Origin of the sequence: Sporosarcina aquimarina (assembly GCF_033253705.1) — a bacterium.
In the GTDB taxonomy this organism is placed as follows: Bacteria; Bacillota; Bacilli; order Bacillales_A; family Planococcaceae; genus Sporosarcina; species Sporosarcina aquimarina.
In genome coordinates this window covers 326,378-351,995 of record NZ_JAUBDH010000002.1, presented here as the reverse complement: position 1 = coordinate 351,995, position 25,618 = coordinate 326,378, and the positions used below count along the sequence as shown (strand labels likewise).

The 25,618-nt window shown below is 43.1% G+C and carries 28 protein-coding genes; 27 read left to right on the top strand and 1 reads right to left on the bottom strand.

The genetic code is table 11. The features are described from left to right. The first annotated feature begins 24 nt into the window (after positions 1-24). The 6 genes from QT716_RS04380 to spoVM are packed head-to-tail and all read left to right on the top strand — an operon-like array spanning position 25 to position 5,158. Positions 25-786 (top strand): Stp1/IreP family PP2C-type Ser/Thr phosphatase, encoded by a 762-nt coding sequence (locus QT716_RS04380; RefSeq protein WP_317934727.1) that lies wholly within the window; start codon positions 25-27, stop codon positions 784-786. After that, entirely contained in the window at positions 783-2,777 is a 1,995-nt protein-coding gene (gene pknB / locus QT716_RS04375; protein WP_317934725.1) for a Stk1 family PASTA domain-containing Ser/Thr kinase, read from the top strand. Before QT716_RS04380 ends, pknB begins: the two co-directional genes overlap by 4 nt. A 13-nt stretch (positions 2,778-2,790) precedes the next feature. Continuing rightward, a complete protein-coding gene (gene rsgA, locus QT716_RS04370; protein ID WP_317934724.1) occupies positions 2,791-3,672 on the top strand; it encodes a ribosome small subunit-dependent GTPase A in 882 nt (293 codons plus the stop codon). A 4-nt stretch (positions 3,673-3,676) separates the two neighbouring features. Beyond that, complete coding sequence (gene rpe / locus QT716_RS04365; protein ID WP_317934723.1) at positions 3,677-4,345, top strand: ribulose-phosphate 3-epimerase; 669 nt, start codon at positions 3,677-3,679, stop codon at positions 4,343-4,345. Continuing rightward, positions 4,342-4,995: a thiamine diphosphokinase gene (locus QT716_RS04360; protein WP_317934721.1), complete on the top strand. Its 654-nt coding sequence runs from the start codon at positions 4,342-4,344 to the stop codon at positions 4,993-4,995. The genes rpe and QT716_RS04360 overlap by 4 nt, the downstream gene beginning before the upstream one ends. 13 nt (positions 4,996-5,008) lie before the next feature. Then, on the top strand, positions 5,009-5,158 hold the full coding sequence (gene spoVM / locus QT716_RS04355; RefSeq protein ID WP_317934720.1) for a stage V sporulation protein SpoVM: 150 nt from the start codon (positions 5,009-5,011) through the stop codon (positions 5,156-5,158). 34 nt (positions 5,159-5,192) lie between these two features. Here spoVM and rpmB read toward each other — a convergent pair whose 3' ends face one another. Further along, positions 5,193-5,381, bottom strand: coding sequence for a 50S ribosomal protein L28 (gene rpmB / locus QT716_RS04350; protein WP_025785101.1), 189 nt, complete (start codon positions 5,379-5,381; stop codon positions 5,193-5,195). A gap of 214 nt (positions 5,382-5,595) precedes the next feature. On the opposite strand from rpmB, the gene QT716_RS04345 reads away from it, so the two are divergent. From QT716_RS04345 to lepB, 21 genes are all read left to right on the top strand, one after another. Then, positions 5,596-5,958, top strand: coding sequence for an Asp23/Gls24 family envelope stress response protein (locus tag QT716_RS04345; protein WP_317934718.1), 363 nt, complete (start codon positions 5,596-5,598; stop codon positions 5,956-5,958). Positions 5,959-5,975: 17 nt separating this feature from the next. After that, positions 5,976-7,640 (top strand): DAK2 domain-containing protein, encoded by a 1,665-nt coding sequence (locus tag QT716_RS04340; protein ID WP_317934716.1) that lies wholly within the window; start codon positions 5,976-5,978, stop codon positions 7,638-7,640. A gap of 134 nt (positions 7,641-7,774) precedes the next feature. Continuing rightward, on the top strand, positions 7,775-8,437 hold the full coding sequence (gene sdaAB / locus QT716_RS04335; protein ID WP_317934715.1) for an L-serine ammonia-lyase, iron-sulfur-dependent subunit beta: 663 nt from the start codon (positions 7,775-7,777) through the stop codon (positions 8,435-8,437). A 13-nt stretch (positions 8,438-8,450) separates the two neighbouring features. Then, positions 8,451-9,359 carry an L-serine ammonia-lyase, iron-sulfur-dependent, subunit alpha gene (sdaAA, locus tag QT716_RS04330; RefSeq protein ID WP_317934713.1) on the top strand — a complete coding sequence of 303 codons (909 nt, stop codon included), beginning with the start codon at positions 8,451-8,453 and terminating at the stop codon, positions 9,357-9,359. Continuing rightward, positions 9,340-11,388: an ATP-dependent DNA helicase RecG gene (gene recG / locus QT716_RS04325; protein WP_317934712.1), complete on the top strand. Its 2,049-nt coding sequence runs from the start codon at positions 9,340-9,342 to the stop codon at positions 11,386-11,388. The genes sdaAA and recG overlap by 20 nt, the downstream gene beginning before the upstream one ends. 141 nt (positions 11,389-11,529) lie before the next feature. Beyond that, positions 11,530-12,108 carry a transcription factor FapR gene (gene fapR, locus QT716_RS04320; RefSeq protein ID WP_317934952.1) on the top strand — a complete coding sequence of 193 codons (579 nt, stop codon included), beginning with the start codon at positions 11,530-11,532 and terminating at the stop codon, positions 12,106-12,108. Then, a complete protein-coding gene (plsX, locus tag QT716_RS04315; RefSeq protein WP_317934711.1) occupies positions 12,105-13,097 on the top strand; it encodes a phosphate acyltransferase PlsX in 993 nt (330 codons plus the stop codon). The genes fapR and plsX overlap by 4 nt, the downstream gene beginning before the upstream one ends. Further along, positions 13,094-14,035: an ACP S-malonyltransferase gene (gene fabD / locus QT716_RS04310; protein ID WP_317934709.1), complete on the top strand. Its 942-nt coding sequence runs from the start codon at positions 13,094-13,096 to the stop codon at positions 14,033-14,035. The genes plsX and fabD overlap by 4 nt, the downstream gene beginning before the upstream one ends. Continuing rightward, the gene (fabG, locus tag QT716_RS04305; protein WP_317934708.1) at positions 14,035-14,781 is read left to right on the top strand and encodes a 3-oxoacyl-[acyl-carrier-protein] reductase; all 747 of its coding nucleotides are present in this window, start codon (positions 14,035-14,037) and stop codon (positions 14,779-14,781) included. Before fabD ends, fabG begins: the two co-directional genes overlap by 1 nt. A gap of 231 nt (positions 14,782-15,012) precedes the next feature. Then, positions 15,013-15,249, top strand: coding sequence for an acyl carrier protein (locus QT716_RS04300; protein ID WP_317934706.1), 237 nt, complete (start codon positions 15,013-15,015; stop codon positions 15,247-15,249). 125 nt (positions 15,250-15,374) lie between these two features. Then, positions 15,375-16,142 carry a ribonuclease III gene (rnc, locus tag QT716_RS04295; RefSeq protein WP_317934705.1) on the top strand — a complete coding sequence of 256 codons (768 nt, stop codon included), beginning with the start codon at positions 15,375-15,377 and terminating at the stop codon, positions 16,140-16,142. A 2-nt stretch (positions 16,143-16,144) separates the two neighbouring features. After that, on the top strand, positions 16,145-19,708 hold the full coding sequence (gene smc, locus QT716_RS04290) for a chromosome segregation protein SMC (RefSeq protein WP_317934704.1): 3,564 nt from the start codon (positions 16,145-16,147) through the stop codon (positions 19,706-19,708). A 23-nt stretch (positions 19,709-19,731) separates the two neighbouring features. Continuing rightward, positions 19,732-20,748, top strand: coding sequence for a signal recognition particle-docking protein FtsY (ftsY, locus tag QT716_RS04285; protein ID WP_317934703.1), 1,017 nt, complete (start codon positions 19,732-19,734; stop codon positions 20,746-20,748). A 63-nt stretch (positions 20,749-20,811) separates the two neighbouring features. Beyond that, complete coding sequence (locus QT716_RS04280; protein ID WP_317934702.1) at positions 20,812-21,144, top strand: putative DNA-binding protein; 333 nt, start codon at positions 20,812-20,814, stop codon at positions 21,142-21,144. A gap of 13 nt (positions 21,145-21,157) precedes the next feature. After that, positions 21,158-22,513, top strand: a complete 1,356-nt coding sequence (ffh, locus tag QT716_RS04275) for a signal recognition particle protein (RefSeq protein WP_317934700.1) — start codon at positions 21,158-21,160, stop codon at positions 22,511-22,513. 101 nt (positions 22,514-22,614) lie between these two features. Further along, a complete protein-coding gene (gene rpsP, locus QT716_RS04270) occupies positions 22,615-22,887 on the top strand; it encodes a 30S ribosomal protein S16 (RefSeq protein ID WP_317934698.1) in 273 nt (90 codons plus the stop codon). Between the two features lie 15 nt (positions 22,888-22,902). Continuing rightward, complete coding sequence (locus tag QT716_RS04265; RefSeq protein ID WP_317934697.1) at positions 22,903-23,136, top strand: KH domain-containing protein; 234 nt, start codon at positions 22,903-22,905, stop codon at positions 23,134-23,136. Between the two features lie 91 nt (positions 23,137-23,227). Further along, positions 23,228-23,743, top strand: a complete 516-nt coding sequence (gene rimM / locus QT716_RS04260) for a ribosome maturation factor RimM (RefSeq protein WP_317934696.1) — start codon at positions 23,228-23,230, stop codon at positions 23,741-23,743. After that, the gene (gene trmD / locus QT716_RS04255) at positions 23,743-24,477 is read left to right on the top strand and encodes a tRNA (guanosine(37)-N1)-methyltransferase TrmD (RefSeq protein ID WP_317934951.1); all 735 of its coding nucleotides are present in this window, start codon (positions 23,743-23,745) and stop codon (positions 24,475-24,477) included. The genes rimM and trmD overlap by 1 nt, the downstream gene beginning before the upstream one ends. A 125-nt stretch (positions 24,478-24,602) precedes the next feature. Next, positions 24,603-24,947, top strand: a complete 345-nt coding sequence (gene rplS, locus QT716_RS04250) for a 50S ribosomal protein L19 (RefSeq protein ID WP_025785070.1) — start codon at positions 24,603-24,605, stop codon at positions 24,945-24,947. Between the two features lie 104 nt (positions 24,948-25,051). Beyond that, positions 25,052-25,609, top strand: coding sequence for a signal peptidase I (lepB, locus tag QT716_RS04245; RefSeq protein WP_317934695.1), 558 nt, complete (start codon positions 25,052-25,054; stop codon positions 25,607-25,609). Positions 25,610-25,618 lie beyond the last annotated feature (9 nt).

Genomic DNA, 25,618 nt, shown 5'->3' with positions numbered 1-25,618 from the left:
AACGGGGAGAATGGGGGGAGCCAAATGTGTTTTAGTGTTCGAACAGATATTGGCAAAAAGCGTACGTTTAACGAAGACCAAGCTGCGGTTTTTGTACTTGACAATGGGTACATATTAGCTGTCATCGCAGATGGAATGGGCGGACATAAGAGCGGTGATGTAGCGAGTTCCATGGCCGTCCGTTTAATGGGAGAGTATTTCACTGGGCTTAAAACAGAGATCCCTGATTCACGAGAACAGTGGAATGAATGGCTGAGCGAAAATGTACGGAATGTCAATCATCTGATTTATGAAAAAGCCCAGTCATCTGCTGAGCATGAAGGAATGGGTACAACACTTGAAGCAGCCGTTATCGCTAAGGGCCAATGCTACATTGCGCATGTTGGGGATAGTCGCGTGTACTTGATTGATGCTGAAAACGCGACTCAAGTGACAAAAGACCACTCTTATGTCAATGCGTTACTTGCGAGTGGGGAAATTACGGAAGAAGAAGCAGAAGTCCATCCACAGCGTAATTGGATTATGCGTGCTGTAGGATCCGAGAAAAGCATTGATCCTGATTTCTATCATGTACCTTTTAAAGAAGATGGAAATTATTTGTTACTTTGCACCGATGGTCTTAGCAACAAAGTGGATGCTGAAACACTCCATCAAATGGTCAATACAGATGCAACATTAGAGGAAAAAGTAATTCAAATGATCGATTTGGCTAACGACAGGGGTGGGGAGGACAACATTACTGCAGTATTATTGTCCGCATCCAAGCTCGGAGCTGATGTCTTATGATGGGAAATCGAATCGGTGATCGCTACGATATCATTGGAACAATCGGTGAAGGCGGTATGTCTAAAGTATACTTGGCGCATGATTTGATTTTAGATCGTGATGTTGCCATTAAAGTTCTGAATTATGATTTTGCAAATGAGGAAGAGTTAAAACGGAGATTTCAGCGTGAGGCGCTTTCAGCAACCTCATTGACCCATCCGAATATCGTCAATATTTATGACGTAGGAGAAGAAGGGGAACTCCATTATTTAGTAATGGAATACGTAAAAGGATTAACATTGAAACGGTACATCCATGAAAATGGTCCTCTTGCACCTGATCAGGCAATTCCTATTATGTTGCAACTGGTAGCTGCAATTTCTAATGCACATCATAACGGTATTATCCATCGGGATGTAAAGCCACAAAACATATTAATGGATGAAGAAGGAACAGTGAAAATCACGGATTTTGGAATCGCAATGGCGCTTACAGCCACCTCGCATACGAAAACAAATTCTGTTCTTGGAACGGTTCATTACCTATCACCCGAGCAAGCAAGAGGTGGAATGGCTACCAAAAAATCCGATATCTATTCACTAGGGATTGTATTCTATGAGCTATTGACAGGGAAACTTCCTTTTTCTGCAGAATCCGCAGTAGCTGTAGCTTTAAAGCATTTACAAGAAGAAACGCCTTCAGTACGTGCGGATTTTCCAGCGATTCCGCAAAGTGTAGAAAACATTATACTGAAAGCAACGACTAAAGATGCCAGACATCGTTATGTATCTGCAGATGAAATGTATGAAGACTTATTAACCGCTCTTGACGCAAACCGTGTAAACGAAGAGAAGTTTGTCATTCCATTCGATGAAGATGAAACGATGGCTATTCCAGTTATTAAAAATGCCCCTAGATTAATGGATTCCGAGGAAACTGTAAGAATTACGCCTGTACAAACTGAGAAGACAGCACCGCAAGCCGCGGAAGAACCTGCTAAGAAAAAACGGAAAAAGTGGCCAATTTTTGTAGGATTGCTGCTCACAGCAGCGGCAGTGATCTCAATTTTGTTTCTCACTGGAGTTTTTGACCAAAAGGTTACTGTTCCTGATGTGTTAGGTAAAGATGAAGCAGATGCTATTGCAATGCTTGAAGAAAGTGGATTTGTCGTGGATGATAAAGTGCCGCAGCCATCTGAAGAGTATGAAAAAGGGGAAGTGTTCAGAACAATCCCTGAAGCCAACAAAGAGCGTGATAAAGGCAGTGCAGTTAAGTTATACATTAGTACAGGAAAAGAAACGATGTCGTTTAGTGACTATACGGGAAGAGAATATAGTTCAGTAAAAGAACGTCTTGAAACTTATGAATTTAAATCTATTGAGGCAAATGAAATTTACGATGATGAACTTGAAGGGACAATCTTAAAGCAGGATCCCGATCCAGATACAGAAGTTGTACCGGGAGAAACCGATGTAGTCTTTACAGTCAGTAAAGGACCTGAATTAAAAACTGTAGAAAGCTTAATTGGCTACACAGACGACCAGATAAATGAGTATGCGACTTCTTCTGGATTCAATATTGAAGTGGTGAAGCAATCCAATTCGGATACGATTCCGGCCGGACAAGTGATGAAACAAGATCCGTCGTCAGGGCAATCTCTTCCGATTGGATCTAAAATCAATGTCACAGTATCAAAAGGGCCAGCACAAAAACCAGTTAAATTATATGTGAAAAGTGTGAAAATCCCATATCAAATTGCTGAAGAAACAGATCCACCTGATGGTGAAGACGATACAGATGGTGAAAAAGAAAAAGTCCCACAAACGGTACGGATCTACATTCAAGATCGTGAGCATTCGATGACGGATCCGATTGAAGAATTTGAAATTACCGAGGATACGGAAAAACAAATTACTGTCGAACTTGAAGAAGGCCAGCGCGGCGGTTATCGAATCCTTCGAGACACCACAGTTATCGAAGAAAAGACATTTGACTACAAAGACATTCAATAAGGATGGGGATAGGATGCCAGAAGGACAAATTCGAAAAGCAATCAGCGGATTTTACTACGTGAAATATGATGGAGGTACAGTTCGTTGTAGAGGGCGCGGCGTTTTCCGGAAACGAAAAATTACGCCGCTCGTCGGTGACTGGGTGACGTATGTTCAAGAAGGGCAAGAAGATGCGACGATTACAGAAGTTCATCCTAGAAAAAACGAGTTAGTCAGGCCACCTGTTTCGAATATTGACCTGGCATTACTTGCGGTTTCAATTGTAGAGCCTGCGTTCAGTTCCAGTTTGTTAGATCGGTTCCTTGTACTGGTCGAATCTCATGGGATTCAACCTGTTATCTGTTTGACTAAAAAAGACAAAACGAACGAATCTGAACTACAGGCGGCTGAAGAAGCTGCTACGTATTACAGATCGATTGGTTATGATGTATTACTAACCTCCATTAATGAACCTGACTTACTAAACAAGATTCGTCCATATCTTGAAGAAAAAACTACGGTACTGGCCGGTCAATCAGGAGTCGGAAAGTCAACTTTATTAAACACATTGCTTCCTGGTCTTTCACTTGAAACTGGTGAAATCTCAGAATCCTTAGGACGTGGTAAACATACAACCCGTCACGTAGAATTGCATGAAGTGGCGGGAGGCCTAGTTGCGGATACACCTGGATTTAGCTCGCTTGAATTTGAGACGCTTGAAAAACAAGAAGTGGGAAGCTGTTTCCCGGAATTCGCAAAAGCAGCTGAACAGTGTAAATTCAGAGGGTGCTTGCACCTAAAAGAACCTTCTTGTGAAGTGAAAAGACAAGTCGAATCTGGCGAAATCCTAAAAAGTCGATATGATCATTACCTTCAGTTTATGCAAGAAATAATGGATAGAAAGCCGAGGTATTAACACGATGATAAAAATAGCACCTTCAATATTATCAGCGGATTTTTCCAAGCTAGGCGAAGAGATTCAGGAAGTTGAACGTGGGGGAGCTGATTGGATTCACGTTGATGTTATGGATGGACATTTTGTTCCAAACATTACAATGGGTCCTCTAATTGTCGAAGCGGTCCGCCCTGTAACTAAGTTACCTTTAGACGTACACTTAATGATTGAAGAACCTGATCAATACATCGAGCAATTTGCTAAAGCCGGCGCAGACTATATTACGGTCCATGTGGAAGCGTGCCGCCATCTTCACAGAACGATACAGCTGATTCGATCACACGGAGTTAAGCCGGGGGTGGTACTTAATCCGCATACTCCTATTGAAACGATACAACATGTGCTGGAAGATATTGACCTTGTTCTATTTATGACAGTTAATCCCGGGTTCGGCGGACAAAAGTTCATTCCTACAGTTGTTCCGAAAGTTAAACAGCTTTCGAAGCTAATTAAGGAAAGAAATTTGTCTATTGAAATTGAAATTGATGGCGGAATTACACCTGAAACAATCGGGCAGTGTGTAGAAGCTGGCGCTACGGTATTCGTGGCGGGGTCTGCTATCTATAACCAAACAGACCGCGCAGTTGCAATTCAAAACATCCGCAGTGCTGGAGAAAAGGCACGAGTCAAGTGAAGAAGGTAATTATATGTGCAGGAGGGCCAGAGGAAGAGCTTATTCCTCTGGCTCCCTTTATAGACAGCGAAACCCGGTTTATTGGCGCTGATCGCGGAACTTTGCAATTGCTGGATGCAGGAATTATTCCAAATGCCGCAGTAGGTGACTTTGATTCTGTCAGTGTAGAGGAAATGAAGAAAATAGTAGATACAAATTGCTTCATAGAACGTCGTCCAGCTGAAAAGGATGAGACGGATACTGAACTCGCTTTGGATCTCGCCTTCTCATGGAAACCCGAAAAAATTATTTTAACGGGGGTTACTGGCGGACGCCTGGACCATATGTTTTCAGCCTTACAGCTTTTAGTACGCCATTTAGATGTCCAAAAGCAAACACAGCTTTTAATTGCAAATCAGCAAAATGAACTGATGCTGCTGCAGGAAGGAACTCATCAAGTCCAACGTGACATGAAGTTTCCTTATCTATCATTCTTCAGTATAAGTGAAGCTGTACAAGGGATCTCAATCACTGGAGTTAAATATGAAGTACATTCCGAAGACATTGATCTAGGAGATACTCGCTTTACAAGCAACGAGATATTGAGAGCATCTTGTACTATCTCGATACAGAGCGGCATATGTTTAATGGTAAGGAGCTCAGATTCCTGAAAGGAGTGGGGAGTTGCGGATTTATACCTTTACATTGCCTAAGTTTGTAAGTGGAATTGTGCGAAAGTGTATGGTTGTATTTTCTAAAGAGGAGACACCTAAAAAGTCTTCCTCAACTGCAGTAAAGAAACGAAAAAAGCGACACGAAAAAACGCCGGGCTGAATTTCAGCCTGGCGTTTTTATTTAGTGCGGTCTATTATACGCGTTGAACTTTACCTGATTTGAGTGCGCGGGCAGAAACCCAAACACGCTTCGGCTTGCCGTTCACAAGAATACGGACTTTTTGAAGGTTTGCACCCCAAGTACGTTTGCTAGAGTTCATTGCATGGGAGCGATTGTTCCCTGCACGTGCTTTGCGACCAGTAATTACACATTCCTTAGCCATTTTACAACCTCCTCGCGAATGATGATTAAGCGTTTCACTTATACTTCGCATACTAGATTAATTTATCATATTCGTCTATTGCATGCAAGCTTTTTTCTCTGTTCTCTCAAGTGTTTTTGCTTTACACAATAAAGAAAACGCTTGCTTTCTTTTCTTATAGCCATGTATATAGTACAATGTGAACAGTGAAACTGGATTCAGGAGGGATAGTAGCATGTCGATTCAAATTGAAAATGATTATGGAAAAATTGATATAACGAATGAGACAATCGCCCGGGTCGTCGGTGAAGCTACAGTTGAATGCTATGGAGTTGTCGGAATGGCCTCCAGGCATCAAATACGGGACGGACTGACAGAAATTTTGAGGAAAGAAAACTTCAGTAGAGGTGTAGTTGTAAGAAATGCAGGTGCTGATACGCAAATCGATCTATATTTGATTGTAGGTTACGGCACGAAAATTACTGAAGTTTCCTATCAAGTTCAATCGAAAGTGCGCTATACACTAAAAAAAATACTTGGATTGACGATCGATTCCGTCAATATTTATGTACAGGGCGTTCGGGTAACGAACCTGTGAAGGAGGAACACAGTACTATGAAATTGATGGATGGTTATAAGTTTGCAGAGATGGTGAAAATGGGTGCACACCACTTAAAGCAAAATGCAGATTACGTAGATTCTTTAAATGTATTTCCTGTACCAGATGGTGATACAGGTACCAACATGAATTTATCTATGACTTCGGGTGCAAAAGAAACGGAAGCACATGTTTCGGCACATCTAGGAGAAACATCACAAGCTTTGTCAAAAGGATTGCTGATGGGTGCCCGAGGAAATTCTGGTGTTATCTTATCTCAATTGTTTCGAGGTTTCGGCAAGGCTGTTGAAGAAAAAGAAACACTTACAGCAAGCGAATTTGCTGAAGCATTACGCTACGGTGTTCAAACCGCCTATAAAGCTGTAATGAAACCCGTTGAAGGTACGATTCTGACAGTTGCGAAAGACGCTGCAAATGTTGCGGTGGACACAGCGATAACAGAAACAGACATCATTCTCTTAATGGAAGCCATTGTGACTGAAGCAAAGGCGTCTCTCAAAAGGACACCGGACCTACTTCCCGTGTTAAAAGAAGTTGGAGTTGTCGATTCGGGCGGACAAGGCCTCGTTTACGTATATGAAGGGTTTTTAGCTTGCTTAAAAGGCGAGGAATTACCTGAACGCACAGTTGCCCAGTCAATGGACGAACTTGTAAGTGCTGAACACCATCGTAATGTACAAGGATTCATGGACACGGCAGACATTGTGTTCGGATACTGTACAGAATTCATGGTGCGGTTTGAAGATGAAAAAACAAAAGGCCAGCCATTTGATGAAGATAATTTCAGGCAGCAATTGAGTGAGTTAGGAGATTCATTATTAGTGATTTCCGATGACGAGATTGCAAAAGTACATATCCACACTGAAGATCCTGGAGATGCGCTTTCCTTTGGACAACAGTTTGGTTCACTCATTAACATTAAGATTGAAAACATGCGTCAACAGCATATGGACATTGTAGGCGATAACTCAACTCGAAAAAAAGAGAAGGATGTCGTCAAGAAGACTCCTTATGCAATCGTTACAGTTGCAATGGGAGAAGGAATTGCGGAATTGCTGAAAAGCATTGGAGCGTCTTATGTAATTGAAGGCGGTCAAACGATGAATCCGTCAACAGAGGATATCGTAAAAGCAATTCAAGAAGTGGGTGCTGAGCGGGTACTGATTTTACCGAACAACAAAAATATTGTATTGGCAGCTGAACAAGCGGCGGAAGTTGCAGGAATAGAGGCGGCTGTTGTACCGACGAAGTCAGTGCCGGAAGGACTTGCGGCAATTTTAGCTTTTAATCCCGAGACTGACGTCACTTCAAATGCAAAATCAATGACTTCAGCTGCTTCAGTGGTCAAAACAGGACAAGTGACAACTGCAGTCAGAGATACGTCGATTGATGGCGTTTCAATCCATAAAGATGACTATATGGCAATTTCGAATGGCAAAATCACAAGTGCGACACCATCTCTTGAAACAACGATGAAATCTTTAATTGATGGAATGATTACAGCTGACGACGAAATCGTAACGGTCATTTACGGAGAAGACGTTGCAGAGCAAGATGCGAAAGAAATGACAGCCTATATCGAAGGACAATTCGACCATGTTGAAATTGAACTCTACAATGGAAAACAGCCATTGTATCCATATATTTTATCAGTAGAATAAGAATACGTAAAAAGCGCCGTGACTCCTGTCTCAGGCGCTTTTTGTGTACTTATAGAACAGATGACATTTTTGTTTTCTAGCGGTGCATCGTGTAGAATGGAAGTTAGGAATATGGGCAAAAGGGGGAGTTATTGTTGAAATTCAGATCCGTTTTTGAAATTATCGGACCGGTCATGATTGGACCGTCATCATCACATACAGCAGGAGCAGCACGTATTGGACTTGTAGCTAGAGATTTATTTGGTCGTCAGCCGGAATGGGCGACAATCCACTTATATGGTTCTTTCGCGGAAACTTACAAAGGTCACGGAACCGATGTGGCTATTATCGGGGGATTGCTTGGCTATGATACGTTCGATGAACGCATTCGTACTGCATTCGAAGACGCAGAAAAACTAGGGATGTCCTTTGACTTCATAGCTGAAGAAGAAGAAATGGATCATCCGAATACTGCAAAAATAATTATTGGAGACAAAGAAGGGGCCATGGAACTCATTGGAATCTCGATTGGCGGAGGAACGATGGAAGTTGTCGAGCTGAATGGTTTTCCGTTACGCCTATCTGGACATTTTCCTGCATTACTTGTTGTCCATGATGACCGTGCCGGTGTTATTGCAAATGTATCAAACGCAATTGCAAAACAAGATATGAACATTGCACATATGGAAGTCGGACGTAAAGAAAAAGGGAAGATGGCACTTATGGTTATTGAAGTCGATCAGGTCGTTAATAATGAATTGATACAAGAATTACGAGCGTTGCCAAATGTCACACAAGTATCGACATTGGCTAACTAAGGGGGCAACTATAATGGATATTTTGTTTTCAAATGTAAAAGAACTTGTAGCGATTGCTGAAAAAGATCAGCAGCCGATTTCTGAGATAATGATTCGGCAAGAAATGATGTTAACGCGGAGATCCCGTGAGGAAATCGTTGAACAAATGGAGAACAATTTAGCAGTGATGGAAAGCTCTGTTGAAGAAGGATTGAAAGGTGTCCACTCTCCTTCTGGTTTAACTGGCGGCGACGCGGTCCTTATTCAAGATTACATGAAAACAGGTAAATCGTTATCTGGAGAATTGCTGCTGGACGCTGTAAGTAAGGCTGTTGCAACGAACGAAGTCAATGCAGCAATGGGATTGATCTGTGCTACGCCAACAGCGGGTGCTGCCGGTATCGTTCCGGGTACCTTATTCGCTGTGAAAAACAAACTGAACCCAACTCGAGAAGAAATGGTTAATTATTTGTTCACAACAGGTGCTTTTGGATTCATCGTTGCGAACAATGCATCTATTTCCGGGGCTGCAGGCGGATGTCAGGCAGAAACAGGTTCTGCCGCTTCTATGGCAGCTGCCGCAATTGTTGAAATGGCAGGAGGAACTCCTCAGCAAAGTGCAGAGGCATTTTCAATTGTTATGAAAAATATGCTCGGTCTCGTCTGCGATCCAGTCGCAGGGCTCGTCGAGGTGCCGTGTGTAAAACGAAACGCAATGGGCGCAGCTAAAGCGCTAGTTGGTGCGGATATGGCGCTTGCAGGTGTTGTCAGTGTCATTCCTACAGATGAAGTGATTGAAGCCATGCACAAAATTGGACAATCGATGCCATCTGCTTTGCGAGAAACGGCAAAAGGCGGTCTCGCTGCTACACCGACTGGAAAAGCGTTAGAAGCTGAAATTTTCGGCAAGGACAAAGAATCACGTGACACAGTCACTAAATGATCCAGTAACATCTTTAAAAGGAATTGGGAAAACAGCTGGCGAGCAGCTTGAAACCTTAGGAATTCACACAATTGAAGAGTTAGTTATGATGTTTCCATATCGGCATGAAGATTTCAGATTGAAAGATTTGTCTGAAACGCCGCACGAAGAACGCGTAACAATCGAAGGACGGGTGGAAAGTATTCCATCCGTCCTGTTTACCGGTAAAAAACGTTCTCGTCTACAAGTACAATTGCTTGTAGGCAATCACCTTATTAAAGCGGTATTTTTTAATCAGCACTATTTAAAGGATCGTCTTAATCCTGGACAGGTTGTAACGATTACAGGTAAATGGGACCGCGGCCGGCAGCTCATAAACGTAAGTAATTTTAAAGAAGGACCTAAAATTGGCCAAGCAGATTTCGAGCCTGTTTATAGTTTAAAAGGTGTTATGAAGCAGCCCACTTTCAGAAGATGGATGAGAACTGCTTTAGATGAAGTGGCAGATGAGATGCCAGAGACACTGCCTGAACAGTTATTAGAAACGTATAAACTTCCTCGCCTCTCCGCCACCTTGGAAATGGTCCATTTTCCAAGCAGCCCTGACGATGTCAAACAAGCACGGCGCCGCGTGGTATATGAAGAACTTCTTCACTTTCAATTGAAAATGGCAGCCCTTAAGAAAGTGCGGAAAGAAGCGGGAAAAGGAATTTCAATTACGTACGATTTGGAGAAATTAAAACAGTTTATCGAAAAGCTTCCATTTGACTTGACGGGTGCCCAAAAAAGAGTCGTCAATGAATTATGTGCTGAGCTGAAAAGTCCTTTGCGGATGAATCGTCTCCTTCAAGGTGATGTTGGATCAGGAAAAACCGTAGTTGCTGCAATCGCTTTATACGCCGCGATTACAGCAGGCTATCAAGGCGCACTCATGGCACCGACGGAAATACTTGCTGAACAGCATGCTGAAACGCTTGCAAGTTGGCTGGAGCCATTCGGTGTAACTGTCGCCTTTTTGTCAGGATCTACAAAAGGGAAAGCTCGCAAGGAAATCGTTTCAAGACTCGAAATTGGTGAAATCGACCTGCTTATCGGTACACACGCTCTAATTCAGCCTGATGTGAATTTTCACCGGCTTGGTCTGGTTATTACCGATGAGCAGCATCGTTTTGGTGTTGAACAAAGACGTGTTCTCCGAGACAAAGGGGAAAGCCCGGATGTACTCTTTATGACTGCGACTCCGATTCCCCGGACATTGGCGATCACGGTATTTGGGGAAATGGATGTCTCGATATTGGATGAAATGCCAGCGGGCAGAAAAGAAATTGAAACACATTGGCTGAAAGAGGATTCACTTGGGCCCGTGCTTCGCAGAATGGAGAAGGAGCTGCAGGCTGGAAGACAAGCTTATGTCATTTGCCCATTAATTGAAGAATCGGATACTCTGGACGTGCAAAATGCTGTGGAAGTTTTTGGACAGCTATCAACGTACTTTGCGGGTAGATTCACAGTAGGTCTCATGCATGGAAGGCTCCATAGTGACGAAAAAGATGAGGTTATGCGTGCTTTCAGTGAAGGCACAATCGATTGTTTAGTATCCACGACTGTAGTGGAAGTGGGTGTAAACGTACCAAATGCGACCTTCATGCTAATTTACGATGCGACCCGTTTCGGCCTTGCTCAACTCCACCAATTGAGAGGGCGAGTAGGTCGAGGAGCAGATCAGTCTTATTGTGTGCTATTGGCAGATCCGAAAACAGAAGAAGGGAAAGAGCGCATGCTGACCATGGCTGAAACGAACGACGGGTTTTTATTAGCTGAAAAAGATCTTGAACTTCGTGGCTCTGGGGACTTCTTCGGGAAAAAGCAAAGCGGATTACCTGAATTTAAAATGGCAGATTTAATTCACGACTATCGAGCATTGGAAACTGCCCGACAAGATGCAGAGAAAATGCTGGAACTGGATTCTTTCTGGAATGACTCTGAATATGCGAGTCTTCGCGCAACAGTTGAAGCGTCGGGAGTCTTGAAAAATGAAAGGATTGACTAACGAAGAAATGAATGATTTGTATCCACAAACGTTTGAATCCAATCGGTTTTAGAATGCTGAGAGAATGACCCTCTTGCATTCTTTTTTTTATCTTTATATACTGTTACTATTACCAAGTGCTAAACATGAGGAGTGACGATGTTGCGAGTACCGAAAAAAGAACGTCAGCAACAGCTGTCTCAGCTGTTAGATGCTACCCCTTTTTTGACAGATGAGGAAATCGCACAGCACTTCGACGTGAGCGTCCAAACGATACGGTTAGACCGCCTCGAATGTGGGATTCCGGAATTGCGGGAACGCATGAGAACAGCGGCAACTGAAACAATTGCAGACAAAGTGAAAGCTCTTCAGCAAGAAGAAGTGATTGGTGAAATTATCGATATCGAATTGGATAGTAAAGCGATTTCAATCCTTGATATAACTCCGCTTCATGTATTCCAAAAAAGTGGAATCGCGAGGGGACATCATTTGTTCGCACAGGCGAACTCCTTAGCCGTTGCAGTTCTTGATGATGAGCTCGCATTGACAGCGAAATCTGTGCTACACTTTGTCAAGCCAGTTAAGGCCGGAGACCGTGTAATAGCTAGAGCAATCGTGCGCGGAAAGAGGGATAATCGATCTCTTGTCGAAGTGACTTCCACAGTTGGAGATGAAAAAGTATTCAGCGGGGAGTTCCAAATGTTCCGGTCTACAGGAATGAGTCAGGAGGAAGGTCAATGAGAATCGCAGTAGATGCGATGGGCGGAGATCATGCGCCGAAAGAAATTATCGCAGGTGTTGTAAAGAGCTTACAGGAATTTAACGATATACATATACAGCTTTATGGTGATGAAGAAGCGATGAAACCGTTTCTAACTCCCAACGAGCGACTCACTGTTCACCATTGCAGTGAAGTGATTGCACCGGAGGATGAGCCTGTGCGTGCTGTGCGCAGGAAGAAAGATGCTTCCATGGTACGAATGGCGCAAGCGGTGAAAGATGGGGATGCAGATGCGTGTGTATCTGCTGGAAATACAGGTGCGCTTATGGCAACTGGCTTATTCGTTGTCGGTCGTATCGATGGTATTGAACGTCCAGCACTTGCGCCAACACTTCCGACAATCGGAGGAGAAGGATTCGTCTTGCTTGATGTTGGAGCCAATTCAGATGCTAAGCCGAGTCATCTCGTGCAATATGCGATTATGGGAAGTATTTATGCAGAAAAAGTACGCGGCATTCAAAATCCACGTGTAGGGCTTTTAAACATCGGTACAGAAGCGGGCAAAGGCAATGACTTAACAAAAGCTGCTTACGATGAACTGACGAAAGCGCCACTTAACTTTATCGGCAATATTGAGGCGCGTGATCTGTTAACGGGTACTGCCGATGTAGCAGTGACCGATGGATTCACAGGGAATATGGTTTTGAAAACAATTGAAGGAACGGCATCCGGATTGTTTTCCATGATAAAAGATATATTTGCTTCCTCAGTTAAAACCAAAATTTCAGCAGCGCTTGTGAAAGATGATCTGCGTGGATTGAAAAAACAGATGGATTACACGGAGTACGGCGGCGCGGCGCTATTTGGGTTGAATTCACCCGTTATCAAAGCCCACGGATCTTCAAATGCAACAGCGATTAAAAATGCAATTAAGCAGGCACGAATTATGGCAGAGCATCATGTAAGTGAAACGATTCGTGAAACCATTAAAGAGGAGGAGTCACGATGACAAAAGTAGCTTTTCTATTTCCGGGACAAGGGTCTCAAAAAGTTGGAATGGGAACAGAATTAGCAGCACACGAGGGTAGCCGCGAGTTTTTTGAAAGTGCTGATCGTGTTCTTGAATTTAATCTAAGTGAACTTATGGAAACAGGACCACAAGAAGAATTGACGGTTACGTATAATGCGCAACCTGCACTGCTGACTGTAGGCGCGATGATAGCAGACCGTTTGAAGCAAGCCGGTATTCAGCCTTCTTATACGGCGGGACATAGCTTGGGTGAGTACACCGCGTTGTACGCATCTGGTGCGATGACTTTTGAAGATGCAGTTAAAACGGTTCACCAACGTGGATTGTTCATGAACGAAGCAATGCCAGCGGGAGAAGGAGCGATGGCTGCTATCCTCGGTTTAGATAAAGAGACTTTGACAGAAGTTACACAAAAGATAACTGCTGAAGGTGATCTCGTTCAGCCTGCAAATCTCAACTGTCCCGGACAAATTGTGATTTCCGGTACTAAAGCAGGTGTGGATAAAGCTTGTGTGAGCTTAAAAGAAGCTGGTGCAAAACGTGCACTGATGCTCGATGTTAGCGGACCATTCCATTCGGAATTAATGCGTCCGGCTGCAGGGGAACTCGGTGAAGTATTAGAAAGTATTGAAATGAAGGATTTAGACGTGCCTGTCATTGCAAACGTAACCGCGAACCCTGTTACTAGCAGTAATGAAGTGAAAGAGCTGCTAATCGAACAATTGTACTCTCCTGTTCGTTGGGAAGAATCAGTTCGACAAATGTTGGATTTAGGAGTTACTCAATTCATAGAATGTGGTCCAGGTAAAGTTTTGAGCGGACTTGTCCGTAAAATCGACCGAAGCGTCACGGTTTGGCCAGTTTATGATGAAGAAACACTAACTGCTGTAGTAGAAGCAGCAAAGGAGTGGTCTTAATGGGGAAGTTCACAGGTAAGACGGCAGTTGTAACAGGGGCGTCAAGAGGTATTGGACGTGCCGTAGCGCTCTTACTCGCGAGTGAAGGGGCGAATGTTACTGTCAATTACAGCGGGAGTCAGCAGCGCGCTGAGGAAGTCGTACAGGAAATTACATCAAATGGCGGACATGCCATTGCGGTACAAGCTGACGTAACGTCTGCAGATAGTGTAAAAGAACTGATGGCGAAAACACTTGAAGCGTTTGGCACCATTGATCTTTTAGTCAACAATGCAGGAATTACGAAAGACAATCTTTTGATGCGTATGAAAGAAGACGAATGGGATGCTGTTATCGATACGAACTTGAAAGGTGTATTCCTTTGTACGAAAGCTGTATCTCGTCAAATGATGAAACAGCGCGCAGGCCGTATTGTAAATTTAGCATCTGTAGTTGGGATTGCGGGCAATCCGGGGCAAGCGAACTATGTGGCAGCTAAAGCAGGTGTCATTGGTCTGACGAAAACGACGGCAAAAGAACTTGCTGCCCGCGGTATTACTGTTAACGCAGTAGCGCCAGGATTTATCACCACGGATATGACAGATGCACTCGGTGACGATATGAAAGAACAGCTGCTTAGCGGCATCCCACTGGGATCACTTGGTGAGCCTCAAGATGTAGCAAAAGCCGTTGCATTCTTTTTGTCAGACGATGCGTCCTACATAACCGGACAAGTGTTGAATGTAGATGGCGGTATGGTGATGTAATGAGATTATTGGATAAGTGAATTAAAATGATTTAACTGACCCGTAGTTGATTGCAGTGGAAGGCGGCGACTCCGGAGGGATAAGCGCAGGTTGAAGACCCCGCAGGGAGCGAAGCGAAACGAGGAGGCTGAAACCAAGCCCCTCGGAAAGCGTCCGCCTGCAACGGAAATCAACGGTAGAGTGCTAGAATACTTTGAGGTTGGTTTTATTCAGCGAAAGGAGGTGAATGCAGTGGCTACAGTTTTAGAGCGTGTTACTAAAGTAGTTGTCGACCGTTTAGGTGTCGATGAGAGTGAAGTGAAACCAGAAGCTTCTTTCCGTGATGATCTTGGCGCAGACTCTTTGGATGTCGTTGAATTAGTTATGGAATTAGAAGACGAATTCGACATGGAAATTTCCGATGATGATGCTGAGAAAATCAGTACAGTTGGAAGTGCTGTCTCATATATCGAAGAAAAAACTAAATGAGTGTAGCATGGAGACTCTTTCGTCCTTTCCTTAGGAAGTTCGAAAGTGTCTCTTTTCCATTTTGCACTACGCTCCCGTACAGGGTAGAATAAAGGAGAAGTTGTAAAGAAGGGCGGATTTAATGAATGAGCACTCATAAGAGACCGAAAGACAAATCAACAAAAATGGTACTGCCTGCAGCGGCACGAAAAAGATTCGATGAATTACAGGAAAGACTGGATGTCCACTTTGATAATGTGAATTTGTTATATAATGCATTTACTCACTCCTCTTATGTGAATGAACACCGAGGAAAGAAGTTTTCCGACAATGAACGGTTGGAGTTTCTTGGGGACGCGGTGCTGGAACTTGCTGTTTCCCAATACTTATTTTCAACGGAACCGACAAAAAGTGAAGGAGAATTGACGAAATTGCGCGCAGCGATTGTTTGTGAGCCTTCTCTTGTTACATTCTCGATAGAACTGAATTTCGGTGCCTATATTCTTTTAGGTAAAGGAGAAGAACTTACAGGTGGCCGGACACGTCCAGCGCTGCTAGCGGATGTATTTGAAGCATTCATAGGGGCTCTCTATCTCGACCAGGGATTCGATGTTTCCATTGACTTCCTTGAACGTACGGTATTCCCTAAAATTGGACTTGGAGCTTTTTCGCATGTGATGGATTATAAAAGCCGTTTACAGGAAATTGTCCAGCAAACAAATCATGGACAACTGAACTATCGGATTGTAGAAGAATCAGGTCCTGCACATGCGAAAAAGTTTCTAACCTATGTACAGCTCGGAGATACTAAGCTCGGCGAAGGTATCGGAAGGTCGAAAAAAGAAGCAGAACAGGAAGCAGCTCGTCAAGCGATCCAGCAGTTATTGGATGAGCATACGAAAGAGGAGAGCTGAACGTGTTTTTAAAACGTCTTGAAATTATTGGATTTAAATCATTTGCTGAAAAAGTCTCCATAGAATTTGTTCCAGGTGTCACTGCAGTTGTGGGACCAAATGGCAGCGGGAAGAGCAATGTAATCGATGCGATTCGATGGGTACTGGGTGAACAATCTGCTAAATCATTACGCGGAGCGAAGATGCAAGATGTTATTTTTGCAGGTAGTGACTCCAGAAAGCCTTTAAACTTTGCGGAAGTAACATTGATTTTGGATAATACAATGGGACTTTTTCCGCTCGATTATACTGAAATCAGTGTAAGCAGACGTGTATTTCGTTCAGGGGAAAGCTCGTTTCAACTGAATGGTCAAACCTGTCGATTAAAAGACATTAACGATGTGTTTGTAGACTCTGGATTAGGTAAAGAAGCCTTTTCTATCATTTCACAAGGACGCGTCGATGAAATATTGAACAGTCGTCCTGAAGACCGCCGTAGCATATTTGACGAAGCTGCAGGCGTTTTGAAGTATCGCATGCGCAAGAAGAAAGCGGAATTCAAACTTATTGAAACGGACGATAACTTAGACCGCATTTTAGATATCCTAAAAGAACTGGATGATCGAATGGAGCCGCTCGCTGAGAATGCCAAAGCAGCTGAACGTCATGAACAGCTGGTTGCTGAGTTAAGGGATTCAGATGTACGTCTTCTTAATGTTGAAGCATCCCACCTCCAATCAGAACTTCTTGAGAATAAAAACAGTGTGGAAGAAAAAACGGTAATGAAAGTAGAATTAGAAAAAGAAGCAAGTACCGCCGAACATAGACTTCAGCTGGACAAAGCCACACTCGCGAACTTAGATAAGAAAATTTCAGATCTTCAAGAACAGCATGTCGTATCAAGTTCAGAAGCGGAAAAATGGGAAGGCCGACGACTTCTGTCATTGGAAAAACAACGTAACGTGAATGATCGCTCGACGCGTCTTTCTGAAGATCTGGATAGTTTGAAACAACAACTTCAACAGTTAGAAGTGAAAAAAGCAGAGCTAACAGATCATAATCACGAAACAGAACTTCAATTATCTATTAAGACAGAAGAAATGACTTCGATTTCAAGAAAACTGAAACGCTCACTTGCTGAAACTGAACAAGAAATCGAAAATCTTAAGTCAACGTATATTGAAGTTCTAAACGAAGAAGCAACTGTCCGCAATGAGTTGAAACACATTGGAGAGCGCCTTGCAGGTGAGCAGTATTCCACTGAAAAAACAGGCAGACAAACGGAAGTTCTTCGATCCAAACTCGACAAGTTAACCGAATTAAAGGAACAGCAGACTGCTGAACTTGAAACCTTAAAGCAAAACATGAAAGAAGCAGCACAGCAAGCTGAAATGAATCGGATACAACTTAAAAAAACAGAGAATCAGTTAACAGAGACTCAGACCATGCACCAGCAAGCCGTCAATAAGCGCTATGAGCTACAAGGCAGACTGCGTGCGTTAAAAAGTATGGAAGCTGATTTCTCTGGCTTTTATTCTGGAGTTAAAGAAGTACTTGTCGCCAAACAAGCGGACACACTTCAAGGAATTGAAGGAGCTGTAGCGGAATTAATTTCTGTTGATAAAAAACATATGAAAGCTGTAGAGACTGCCCTTGGCGGTGCCATGCAGCATATTATCGCAACAACTGAGCGGCATGCCAGAGCGGCCATTGGCTTTCTGAAAAAGAAGAATGCAGGACGAGCGACATTTTTACCACTAGATGTCATGAAAGCCCGTTATATTTCGAAAGATGTGTTGTCGAAAGTCCAGCAGCATCCTGACTTTATAGGGACGGGTGAACAGCTTGTGAACGTTCAAGCTGCGTATCGTAATGTTGCAGCTAATTTGTTGGGAGCTACTATAATTGCAAAAACACTGAATGGAGCGTCAGAAATCGCTAAGCTTTCTGGTTATCGATTCAGAGTCGTTACATTAGACGGCGATGTTGTGAATGCGGGTGGTTCACTTACTGGCGGTGGTTCGAAAGTTCAATCGACCGTGTTCTCCCGTAAAGCAGAATTGGAAACATTGACGGGACAGCTCGATCAGCTGAATCATTCTATAGCTGCCGCCGAGGAAAAGTTAAGTGCTATCAAATTGAATATTGCCGGAGAGATGCAAAAAGCATCGGTATCTTCAACTAAAACAGATGAACTTCAGGTTGAAATTACCCGGCTTGACTCGTATCTTCAAGAAACAACTTTTGAAATTCGAACTGCTGAAAATGAATGGAAAACGATTGAAGCTGGAAGAAGAGGATCAGAAGATACGCGGAGTGCATTGGTTGCTAAACGGGAAGAACTCCATTTACAGAGTGAACGTTTGGCAGCTCAGCAACAAGAACTTCAAACTTCAGTCGCATCTCTAGAACGACTAGCCGCAGATCGTCGCAATGAAGAACAAACACTTAGAGAACGCTATAGTGAACTTCGTGAAGAAACTGCCATCTTACGTGAACAAGTAACCAATCGTTCTTCCCTTGCGACAGCTGCTGAACAAGAATTACAGGATGCAAAGCGTAAATTTGCTCAAACAGAAGAAGAACTTCAATTTTTGACAAGTCAGGAAGAAGGAGAAGTTCTGGCGCCTGAAGAAATTGAAAAACGAATCTCAGAGGAAACACAAATCGTTGCAAATGTGAGATCGGAATTAGTAGCTAACCGTTCTAAACGGGAACAGCTGGCGCTTTCTTGTGATAAGCAAGAGGCTGCACTTAAACAAACTTCGGACCAGATTCGATTCATTACATCAGAACTTAGCAATTTGAACGTCGCTTTTTCGAGAAATGAAGTGAAGTTAGAGTCTGTTCTCATCCGATTGCTTGAGGATTATGGACTTCATCCTGATTATAAAGTGCCTGAAGATTTTAATGCATCCGAAACACGCATTCGTGTGGAACAGTTAAAACGAGAAATAGAATCTTTAGGTCCAGTGAATCCTGGTGCCGTAGAAGAATATAAGGAAGTTCTTGAAAGACACACGTTCCTAACAGACCAAAGAAACGATTTGTTGGAAGCGAAAACGACCTTAGAAGAAGCAATGTCTGAAATGGATCTGGAAATGAAAACTAGATTTAGTTCTACTTTTGAAGCTGTCCAGCAACGATTCCGGACTGTGTTCAAGGAAATGTTTGGCGGAGGAGAAGCGGATCTCGTGTTAACGAATCCTGAGAACCTGCTCGAAACAGGGGTAGATATCATTGCTCGCCCGCCAGGAAAGAAATTGCAAAACTTAAGCCTGCTGTCAGGAGGAGAGCGCGCATTAACCGCTATAACGCTGCTCTTTTCAATTATTGAAGTACGCCCAGTACCATTTTGTATATTGGACGAAGTGGAAGCTGCGTTGGATGAAGCGAACGTCATTCGTTACAGCCGCTATTTGAAAAAGTTCTCGGAGGATACACAGTTCATCGTCATCACACACCGGAAAGGTACGATGGAAGGCGCTGATGTCTTGTATGGTATTACGATGCAGGAATCTGGTGTGTCACGACTCCTATCCGTTAAAATGTCTGAAGTTCCCGAAACTGCGTTAAGTACACCATAACTTGATAAAGGAATGTGAGAAAAATGTCTTTTTTTAAGAAAATGAAAGAAAAAATCACGGGTACGAATGATGCCGTTACTGGCAAATTCAAAGATGGATTGACTAAAACACGGGATTCCTTTACTTCAAAAGTAAATGATTTAGTCGCACGATTCCGCGAAATCGATGAAGAGTTTTTCGAGGAATTGGAAGAAGTCTTGCTGCAAGCTGATGTTGGATTTGAAACGGTGATGGAATTAATTGACCTATTAAAAGTCGAAGTTCAGCGTAAAAATATTAAAGATACAGCTGGAATTCAATCTGTCATTTCTGAAAAACTAGTTGAAATCTATAATTCTCAAGGTGAGAGTGACAATAGCTTGAATATCCAAGAAGACGGTATTACGGTTCTTCTGATGGTAGGAGTAAACGGAGTTGGTAAGACGACAACAATCGGTAAACTGGCATCACGCTTGAAGGCTGAAGGGAAGACTGTCATGCTTGCTGCAGGCGATACATTCCGTGCCGGCGCCATTGACCAACTAGTAGTTTGGGGTGAACGTGCGGGAGTGGATGTCATTCGGCAGTCTGAAGGGTCGGATCCCGCTGCTGTTATGTTTGATGCCGTTAATGCTGCAAAAAAACGCAATGTGGATGTCCTGATTTGTGATACAGCCGGACGATTGCAAAACAAAGTGAACTTGATGAATGAACTGCAAAAAGTTCACCGGGTTATTGGCCGCGAAATTCCAGGTGCGCCTCATGAAGTACTTCTTGCACTTGATGCTACAACGGGTCAAAACGCATTGATTCAAGCTGAAACCTTTAAAGAAGCAACGGATGTAACCGGTATTGTTCTAACAAAGCTAGATGGGACTGCGAAAGGCGGAATTGTTCTTGCAATCCGTAACAAATTGAACATTCCTGTTAAGTTTGTTGGGTTAGGTGAAGGAATCGATGATTTACAGCCATTCGATCCTGAGAAATATGTCTACGGCCTTTTTGCGGATGGATTGGAATTAGAAGCAGATGAGGAACACGAAGAGGATGAAGACAAGTAAAATACCTTGACGGGTTCTTTTCCAACAGCTACTATTAAGAGAAGGTCTAGGGAGGAATTGTGCATGCTAGAGAAAACAACACGTATTAACTTCCTATTTGACTTTTATCAGTCGTTATTAACGGATAAGCAGCGAATTTATATGGAACTGTATTACTTGGATGACTTGTCTTTAGGCGAAATTGCCGAGGAATACAAAGTGTCCCGACAAGCCGTCTATGATAATGTCCGCCGAACTGAAGCGATGCTCGAAGACTATGAAGCGAAACTATCGTTGTTTAATAAATTTCAAGAACGAACCGGCATTATTGAACAAATCGAACAGCGTCTAACTGCTGAAAAAGCACTGACAGATGACGTGCAAATGTTATTACAGCAAATTAAAGAACACGACTAAGGGGGTTCTATGCATGGCTTTTGAAGGATTAGCGCAGCGCCTGCAAGGGACGCTTCAGAAAATCACAGGCAAGGGTAAGATTAGTGAAGCAGATGTAAAAGAAATGATGAGAGAAGTCCGCTTTGCCCTAATTGAGGCGGACGTCAATTTGAAAGTCGTAAAAGAGTTTGTTAAAACAGTTAGTGAGCGTTCTGTCGGCCAGGATGTCATGAAGAGTCTGACACCTGGACAACAAGTCGTGAAGATTGTTAAAGACGAACTTACAAAGTTGATGGGAGAAGAGCAAACAGCAATCCAGTTTGCTCGAAAGGCGCCAACCGTTATAATGATGGTTGGATTACAAGGTGCCGGTAAAACAACAACTTCTGGAAAACTTGCAAATTCGCTGCGTAAGAAAAATAACAAATCTCCTTTACTCGTTGCAGCAGACGTTTACCGGCCCGCGGCAATACAACAATTGGAAACAATAGGAAAGCAGTTGACGCTTCCTGTATTTTCAATGGGTACGGATGTGTCACCTGTGGAAATCGTCCGTGAGGCACTTAAAAAAGCGGATGAAGAGCACAATGACGTTGTTATCATCGACACAGCGGGACGTTTGCATATTGATGAAACTCTCATGCAAGAGTTGAAGGACATTCGAGAACTGTCTTCGCCTGATGAAGTGTTCCTCGTAGTAGACTCGATGACGGGGCAGGATGCTGTGAACGTAGCGAAAAACTTTGATGATGCGATTGGCATCACAGGGGTTGTGCTCACGAAACTGGATGGCGATACGCGTGGCGGTGCTGCGCTTTCAATTCGTTCCGTTACACAAAAGCCGATAAAGTACGTGGGTATGGGTGAAAAAATGGATGCGCTTGAACCATTCCATCCTGAACGTATGGCATCCCGAATTCTTGGTATGGGTGATGTCATGTCCCTCATTGAAAAAGCACAAGAAAATGTGGATGAAGATAAGGCAAAAGAGCTGGAGCAGAAACTTAGAACGCAAAGTTTCACGTTAGATGATTTTCTCGATCAGCTGCAGCAAGTAAAACAAATGGGACCCCTTGATGAGATTTTGAAGATGATGCCGGGCTTCAACAAGATTAAAGGACTCGACAATGCCAAAGTGGATGAAAGTCAGATGGGGAAAGTAGAAGCCGTGATCTATTCGATGACTACCCAAGAACGCACAACCCCAGAGATGATCAACGCGAGCAGAAAAAAACGGATTGCCAAAGGATCAGGTACTTCGATCCAGGAAGTGAATCGGTTACTGAAGCAATTTGAAGAAATGAAAAAGATGGTCAAACAAATGACCGGTGCACAGCAGCGTGGTAAAAAGAAGATGAAAATGCCAGGAATGGATGCTTTTTTTAAGTAATTCATCTAAAAAAACAAGGTGTTAAGAAAAAACACTTTACAAACAACAAAAAGCTTGATAATATACTATCTTGTGTGAAACTATTCGGAGGTGCAACAATTATGTCAGTTAAAATTCGTCTTAAACGTATGGGTGCAAAGAAATCACCTTTCTATCGTATCGTAGTAGCAGATTCACGTTCACCGCGTGATGGCCGTCAAATCGAAACAGTTGGAACTTACAACCCGCTTACAAAGCCGGCTGAAGTGAAAATTGACGAAGCAAAAGTTTTGGATTGGATGCAGAAAGGCGCTAAGCCATCTGATACAGTTCGTAACTTGTTCTCAGAACAAGGCATCATGGAGAAATTCCATAACGCAAAACACAGCAAGTAATCAGGAGGTGTGCTCATGGAGCAGCTGATTCATACAATCGTAAAACCGTTGGTCGATTATCCCGAAGCGATTCACGTCGAACAGGATGAGCAAACAACACGGGTTGCCTACAAACTTTCTGTACACCCAGAAGACATGGGTAAGATTATAGGAAAGCAAGGGCGTGTCGCTAGTGCGATACGCACAATTGTTACATCAGCTGCAGGCAGCCACCAAGGTAAACGAGTTTACTTGGATATCGTTGACTAACACTGTGTAAAGGGAGGAGCCTCGGTTCCTCTCTTTTTCTATACAAACGATTAGTAACTTACTATAAATGAACTAAGGAAGTGAATCGATTATGCAATGGTTTAACGTCGGACAACTCGTCAATACACATGGCGTTCAAGGGGAAGTGAGAGTCATCTCACGCACCGATTTTCCTGAAGAACGATTTGCGGTAGGAAGTGAACTGTCATTGTTCATGCCGAACGAGACAAAACCAATTCAACTTAAAATCGCAACTCAAAGACGTCACAAAAACTTCTACTTGCTTACATTTGAAAACCACTTCAATCTCAGCCACGTTGAAAAATATAAAACAGGGATGCTTAAAATCTCTGAAAAAGAACTTGGTGAACTTGACGAAAATGAATTTTATTACCATGAAATTATTGGCTGCGAAGTCATATCACTTGAAGGCGGCTCTATTGGCACAGTCACAGATATTTTAGAGACTGGCGCGAATGATGTTTGGACGGTTACACCTGATAAAGGCAAACCCCATTACATTCCATACATTGAAGATATCGTGAAAGAGATCGATATTGAAAATAAGAAAATTACAATTGAAGTTATGGATGGGCTTCTTTCATGATGAATATCAGTATCCTCTCGTTGTTTCCCGAAATGTTTGAAGGTGTGCTCCATACTTCGATTTTAAAGAAGGCTCAGGAGAACGAGGCAGTTTCATTTACAGTGACGGATTTCAGAGAGTACTCCGAAAACAAACATCATAAAGTAGACGATTATCCGTATGGCGGCGGTGCGGGAATGGTGTTAAAGCCAGAACCCCTATTCAATGCCGTTGCAGCCGTCACAGAAGGTGCCAAAAAGCCTCCGCGCGTTATTTTAATGTGTCCCCAGGGGGAACGGTTCACCCAGGCTAAAGCCGAGGAACTGGCGTTAGAAGAGAACCTGGTATTTATCTGCGGACACTATGAAGGCTATGACGAGCGAATTCGTGAACATCTCGTTACAGATGAACTTTCACTTGGTGACTTTGTATTAACTGGCGGGGAAATTGCATCAATGGCTATCGTGGACAGTGTTGTCCGCTTGTTGCCTGGCGTGCTCGGTAATCATGCTTCTTCTGTGGAGGATTCTTTTTCAACAGGTTTGCTGGAACATCCACACTATACACGTCCCGCTACGTATGATGGCCATGCTGTGCCTAGTGTTTTGCTTTCAGGAAATCATGGTGAAATTGAAAAGTGGCGGATGGAGCAGTCGCTGAAAAGGACGCTTGAACGCAGGCCGGATATGTTAGATGAACTTACGTTGTCGCCTGAACAAAAAAAGATAATAGAACGACTGAAATCTAAACGATGAGTGTTGCATACAGCGTGTGTATATGCTAATATGATATACGTGCTTCTATGCAAGCACATACTTAACTGATGTTCCGCTGTGGCAACTTCGCTGCAAGAGCCTCTAAGGATAGGAGAGAATACATTATGCAACAACTAATTGCAGATATTACAAAAGATCAGCTTAAAAGCGATCTACCGGCATTCCGTCCGGGAGACACTGTGCGTTTGCACGTAAAAATCGTTGAGGGAACGCGCGAGCGTATTCAGCTTTTTGAAGGTGTCGTTATTAAGCGTCGTGGAGGCGGAATCAGTGAGTCATTCACAGTTCGCAAAATCTCCAACGGTGTTGGCGTGGAGCGTACATTCCCTGTACACACACCAAAAATCGCAAAATTAGAAGTGACTCGTCGTGGTAAAGTACGTCGTGCGAAATTGTACTACCTTCGCAACCTGCGCGGAAAAGCTGCACGTATCAAAGAACTTCGATAAGAATAGTAAGATTAGGAGACCGTTTTTTTACGGCCTCCTTTCTTTTTTGCCTGCAACTCGATTAAAAGGTACACTAGTAATATTAGACTGCAGGAGGCAATGGCATGGACGAGACAAAAAAGAAAAATGAAACCTTAGAATGGGTGAAAGCGCTTCTTATTGCATTTGGTATCTTTGCTATCATTCGGTTGTTTCTTTTTACGCCGATTGTCGTAGATGGAATTTCTATGATGCCGACGCTCGAGCATGGGGATAAAATGATTGTGAATAAAATCAGTTATACAATCGGTGAACCGGACCGCTTCGATATCGTTGTATTTCATGCTCCTGAAGGAAAAGATTTTATTAAACGTGTAATTGGACTTCCGGGCGATACAGTTGAATACAAAGATGATGTTCTTTATATAAATGGCAAGTCTTATGAAGAGCCTTATTTGGATACATATAAAAAAGAAATATCTGAAGGGACACTGACTGAAGATTTCACTCTGGTTGAGAAGATTCAGCGAGAAACCGTCCCTGAAGGATATGTATTTGTAATGGGGGACAATCGAAGAAAAAGTAAGGATTCCAGACACATTGGCGCTGTGAATATTGATGACGTTATAGGCAGTACAAAATTTGTTTTCTGGCCGATGGAAGAATTCGGACTAGTGGAATAAGAAAGCAGG

Coding starts and splice junctions, on each gene's coding strand:
- fabD (WP_317934709.1), top strand. CDS start 13,094: ATGACAAAAGTAGCTTTTCTATTTCCGGGACAAGGGTCTCAAAAAGTT.
- rimM (WP_317934696.1), top strand. CDS start 23,228: ATGCAATGGTTTAACGTCGGACAACTCGTCAATACACATGGCGTTCAA.
- rplS (WP_025785070.1), top strand. CDS start 24,603: ATGCAACAACTAATTGCAGATATTACAAAAGATCAGCTTAAAAGCGAT.
- QT716_RS04345 (WP_317934718.1), top strand. CDS start 5,596: ATGTCGATTCAAATTGAAAATGATTATGGAAAAATTGATATAACGAAT.
- rpsP (WP_317934698.1), top strand. CDS start 22,615: ATGTCAGTTAAAATTCGTCTTAAACGTATGGGTGCAAAGAAATCACCT.
- ffh (WP_317934700.1), top strand. CDS start 21,158: ATGGCTTTTGAAGGATTAGCGCAGCGCCTGCAAGGGACGCTTCAGAAA.
- QT716_RS04380 (WP_317934727.1), top strand. CDS start 25: ATGTGTTTTAGTGTTCGAACAGATATTGGCAAAAAGCGTACGTTTAAC.
- lepB (WP_317934695.1), top strand. CDS start 25,052: ATGGACGAGACAAAAAAGAAAAATGAAACCTTAGAATGGGTGAAAGCG.
- ftsY (WP_317934703.1), top strand. CDS start 19,732: ATGTCTTTTTTTAAGAAAATGAAAGAAAAAATCACGGGTACGAATGAT.
- rpe (WP_317934723.1), top strand. CDS start 3,677: ATGATAAAAATAGCACCTTCAATATTATCAGCGGATTTTTCCAAGCTA.
- QT716_RS04340 (WP_317934716.1), top strand. CDS start 5,976: ATGAAATTGATGGATGGTTATAAGTTTGCAGAGATGGTGAAAATGGGT.
- rsgA (WP_317934724.1), top strand. CDS start 2,791: ATGCCAGAAGGACAAATTCGAAAAGCAATCAGCGGATTTTACTACGTG.
- sdaAA (WP_317934713.1), top strand. CDS start 8,451: ATGGATATTTTGTTTTCAAATGTAAAAGAACTTGTAGCGATTGCTGAA.
- rnc (WP_317934705.1), top strand. CDS start 15,375: ATGAGCACTCATAAGAGACCGAAAGACAAATCAACAAAAATGGTACTG.
- QT716_RS04280 (WP_317934702.1), top strand. CDS start 20,812: ATGCTAGAGAAAACAACACGTATTAACTTCCTATTTGACTTTTATCAG.
- rpmB (WP_025785101.1), bottom strand. CDS start 5,381: ATGGCTAAGGAATGTGTAATTACTGGTCGCAAAGCACGTGCAGGGAAC.
- fabG (WP_317934708.1), top strand. CDS start 14,035: ATGGGGAAGTTCACAGGTAAGACGGCAGTTGTAACAGGGGCGTCAAGA.
- trmD (WP_317934951.1), top strand. CDS start 23,743: ATGAATATCAGTATCCTCTCGTTGTTTCCCGAAATGTTTGAAGGTGTG.
- plsX (WP_317934711.1), top strand. CDS start 12,105: ATGAGAATCGCAGTAGATGCGATGGGCGGAGATCATGCGCCGAAAGAA.
- QT716_RS04265 (WP_317934697.1), top strand. CDS start 22,903: ATGGAGCAGCTGATTCATACAATCGTAAAACCGTTGGTCGATTATCCC.
- pknB (WP_317934725.1), top strand. CDS start 783: ATGATGGGAAATCGAATCGGTGATCGCTACGATATCATTGGAACAATC.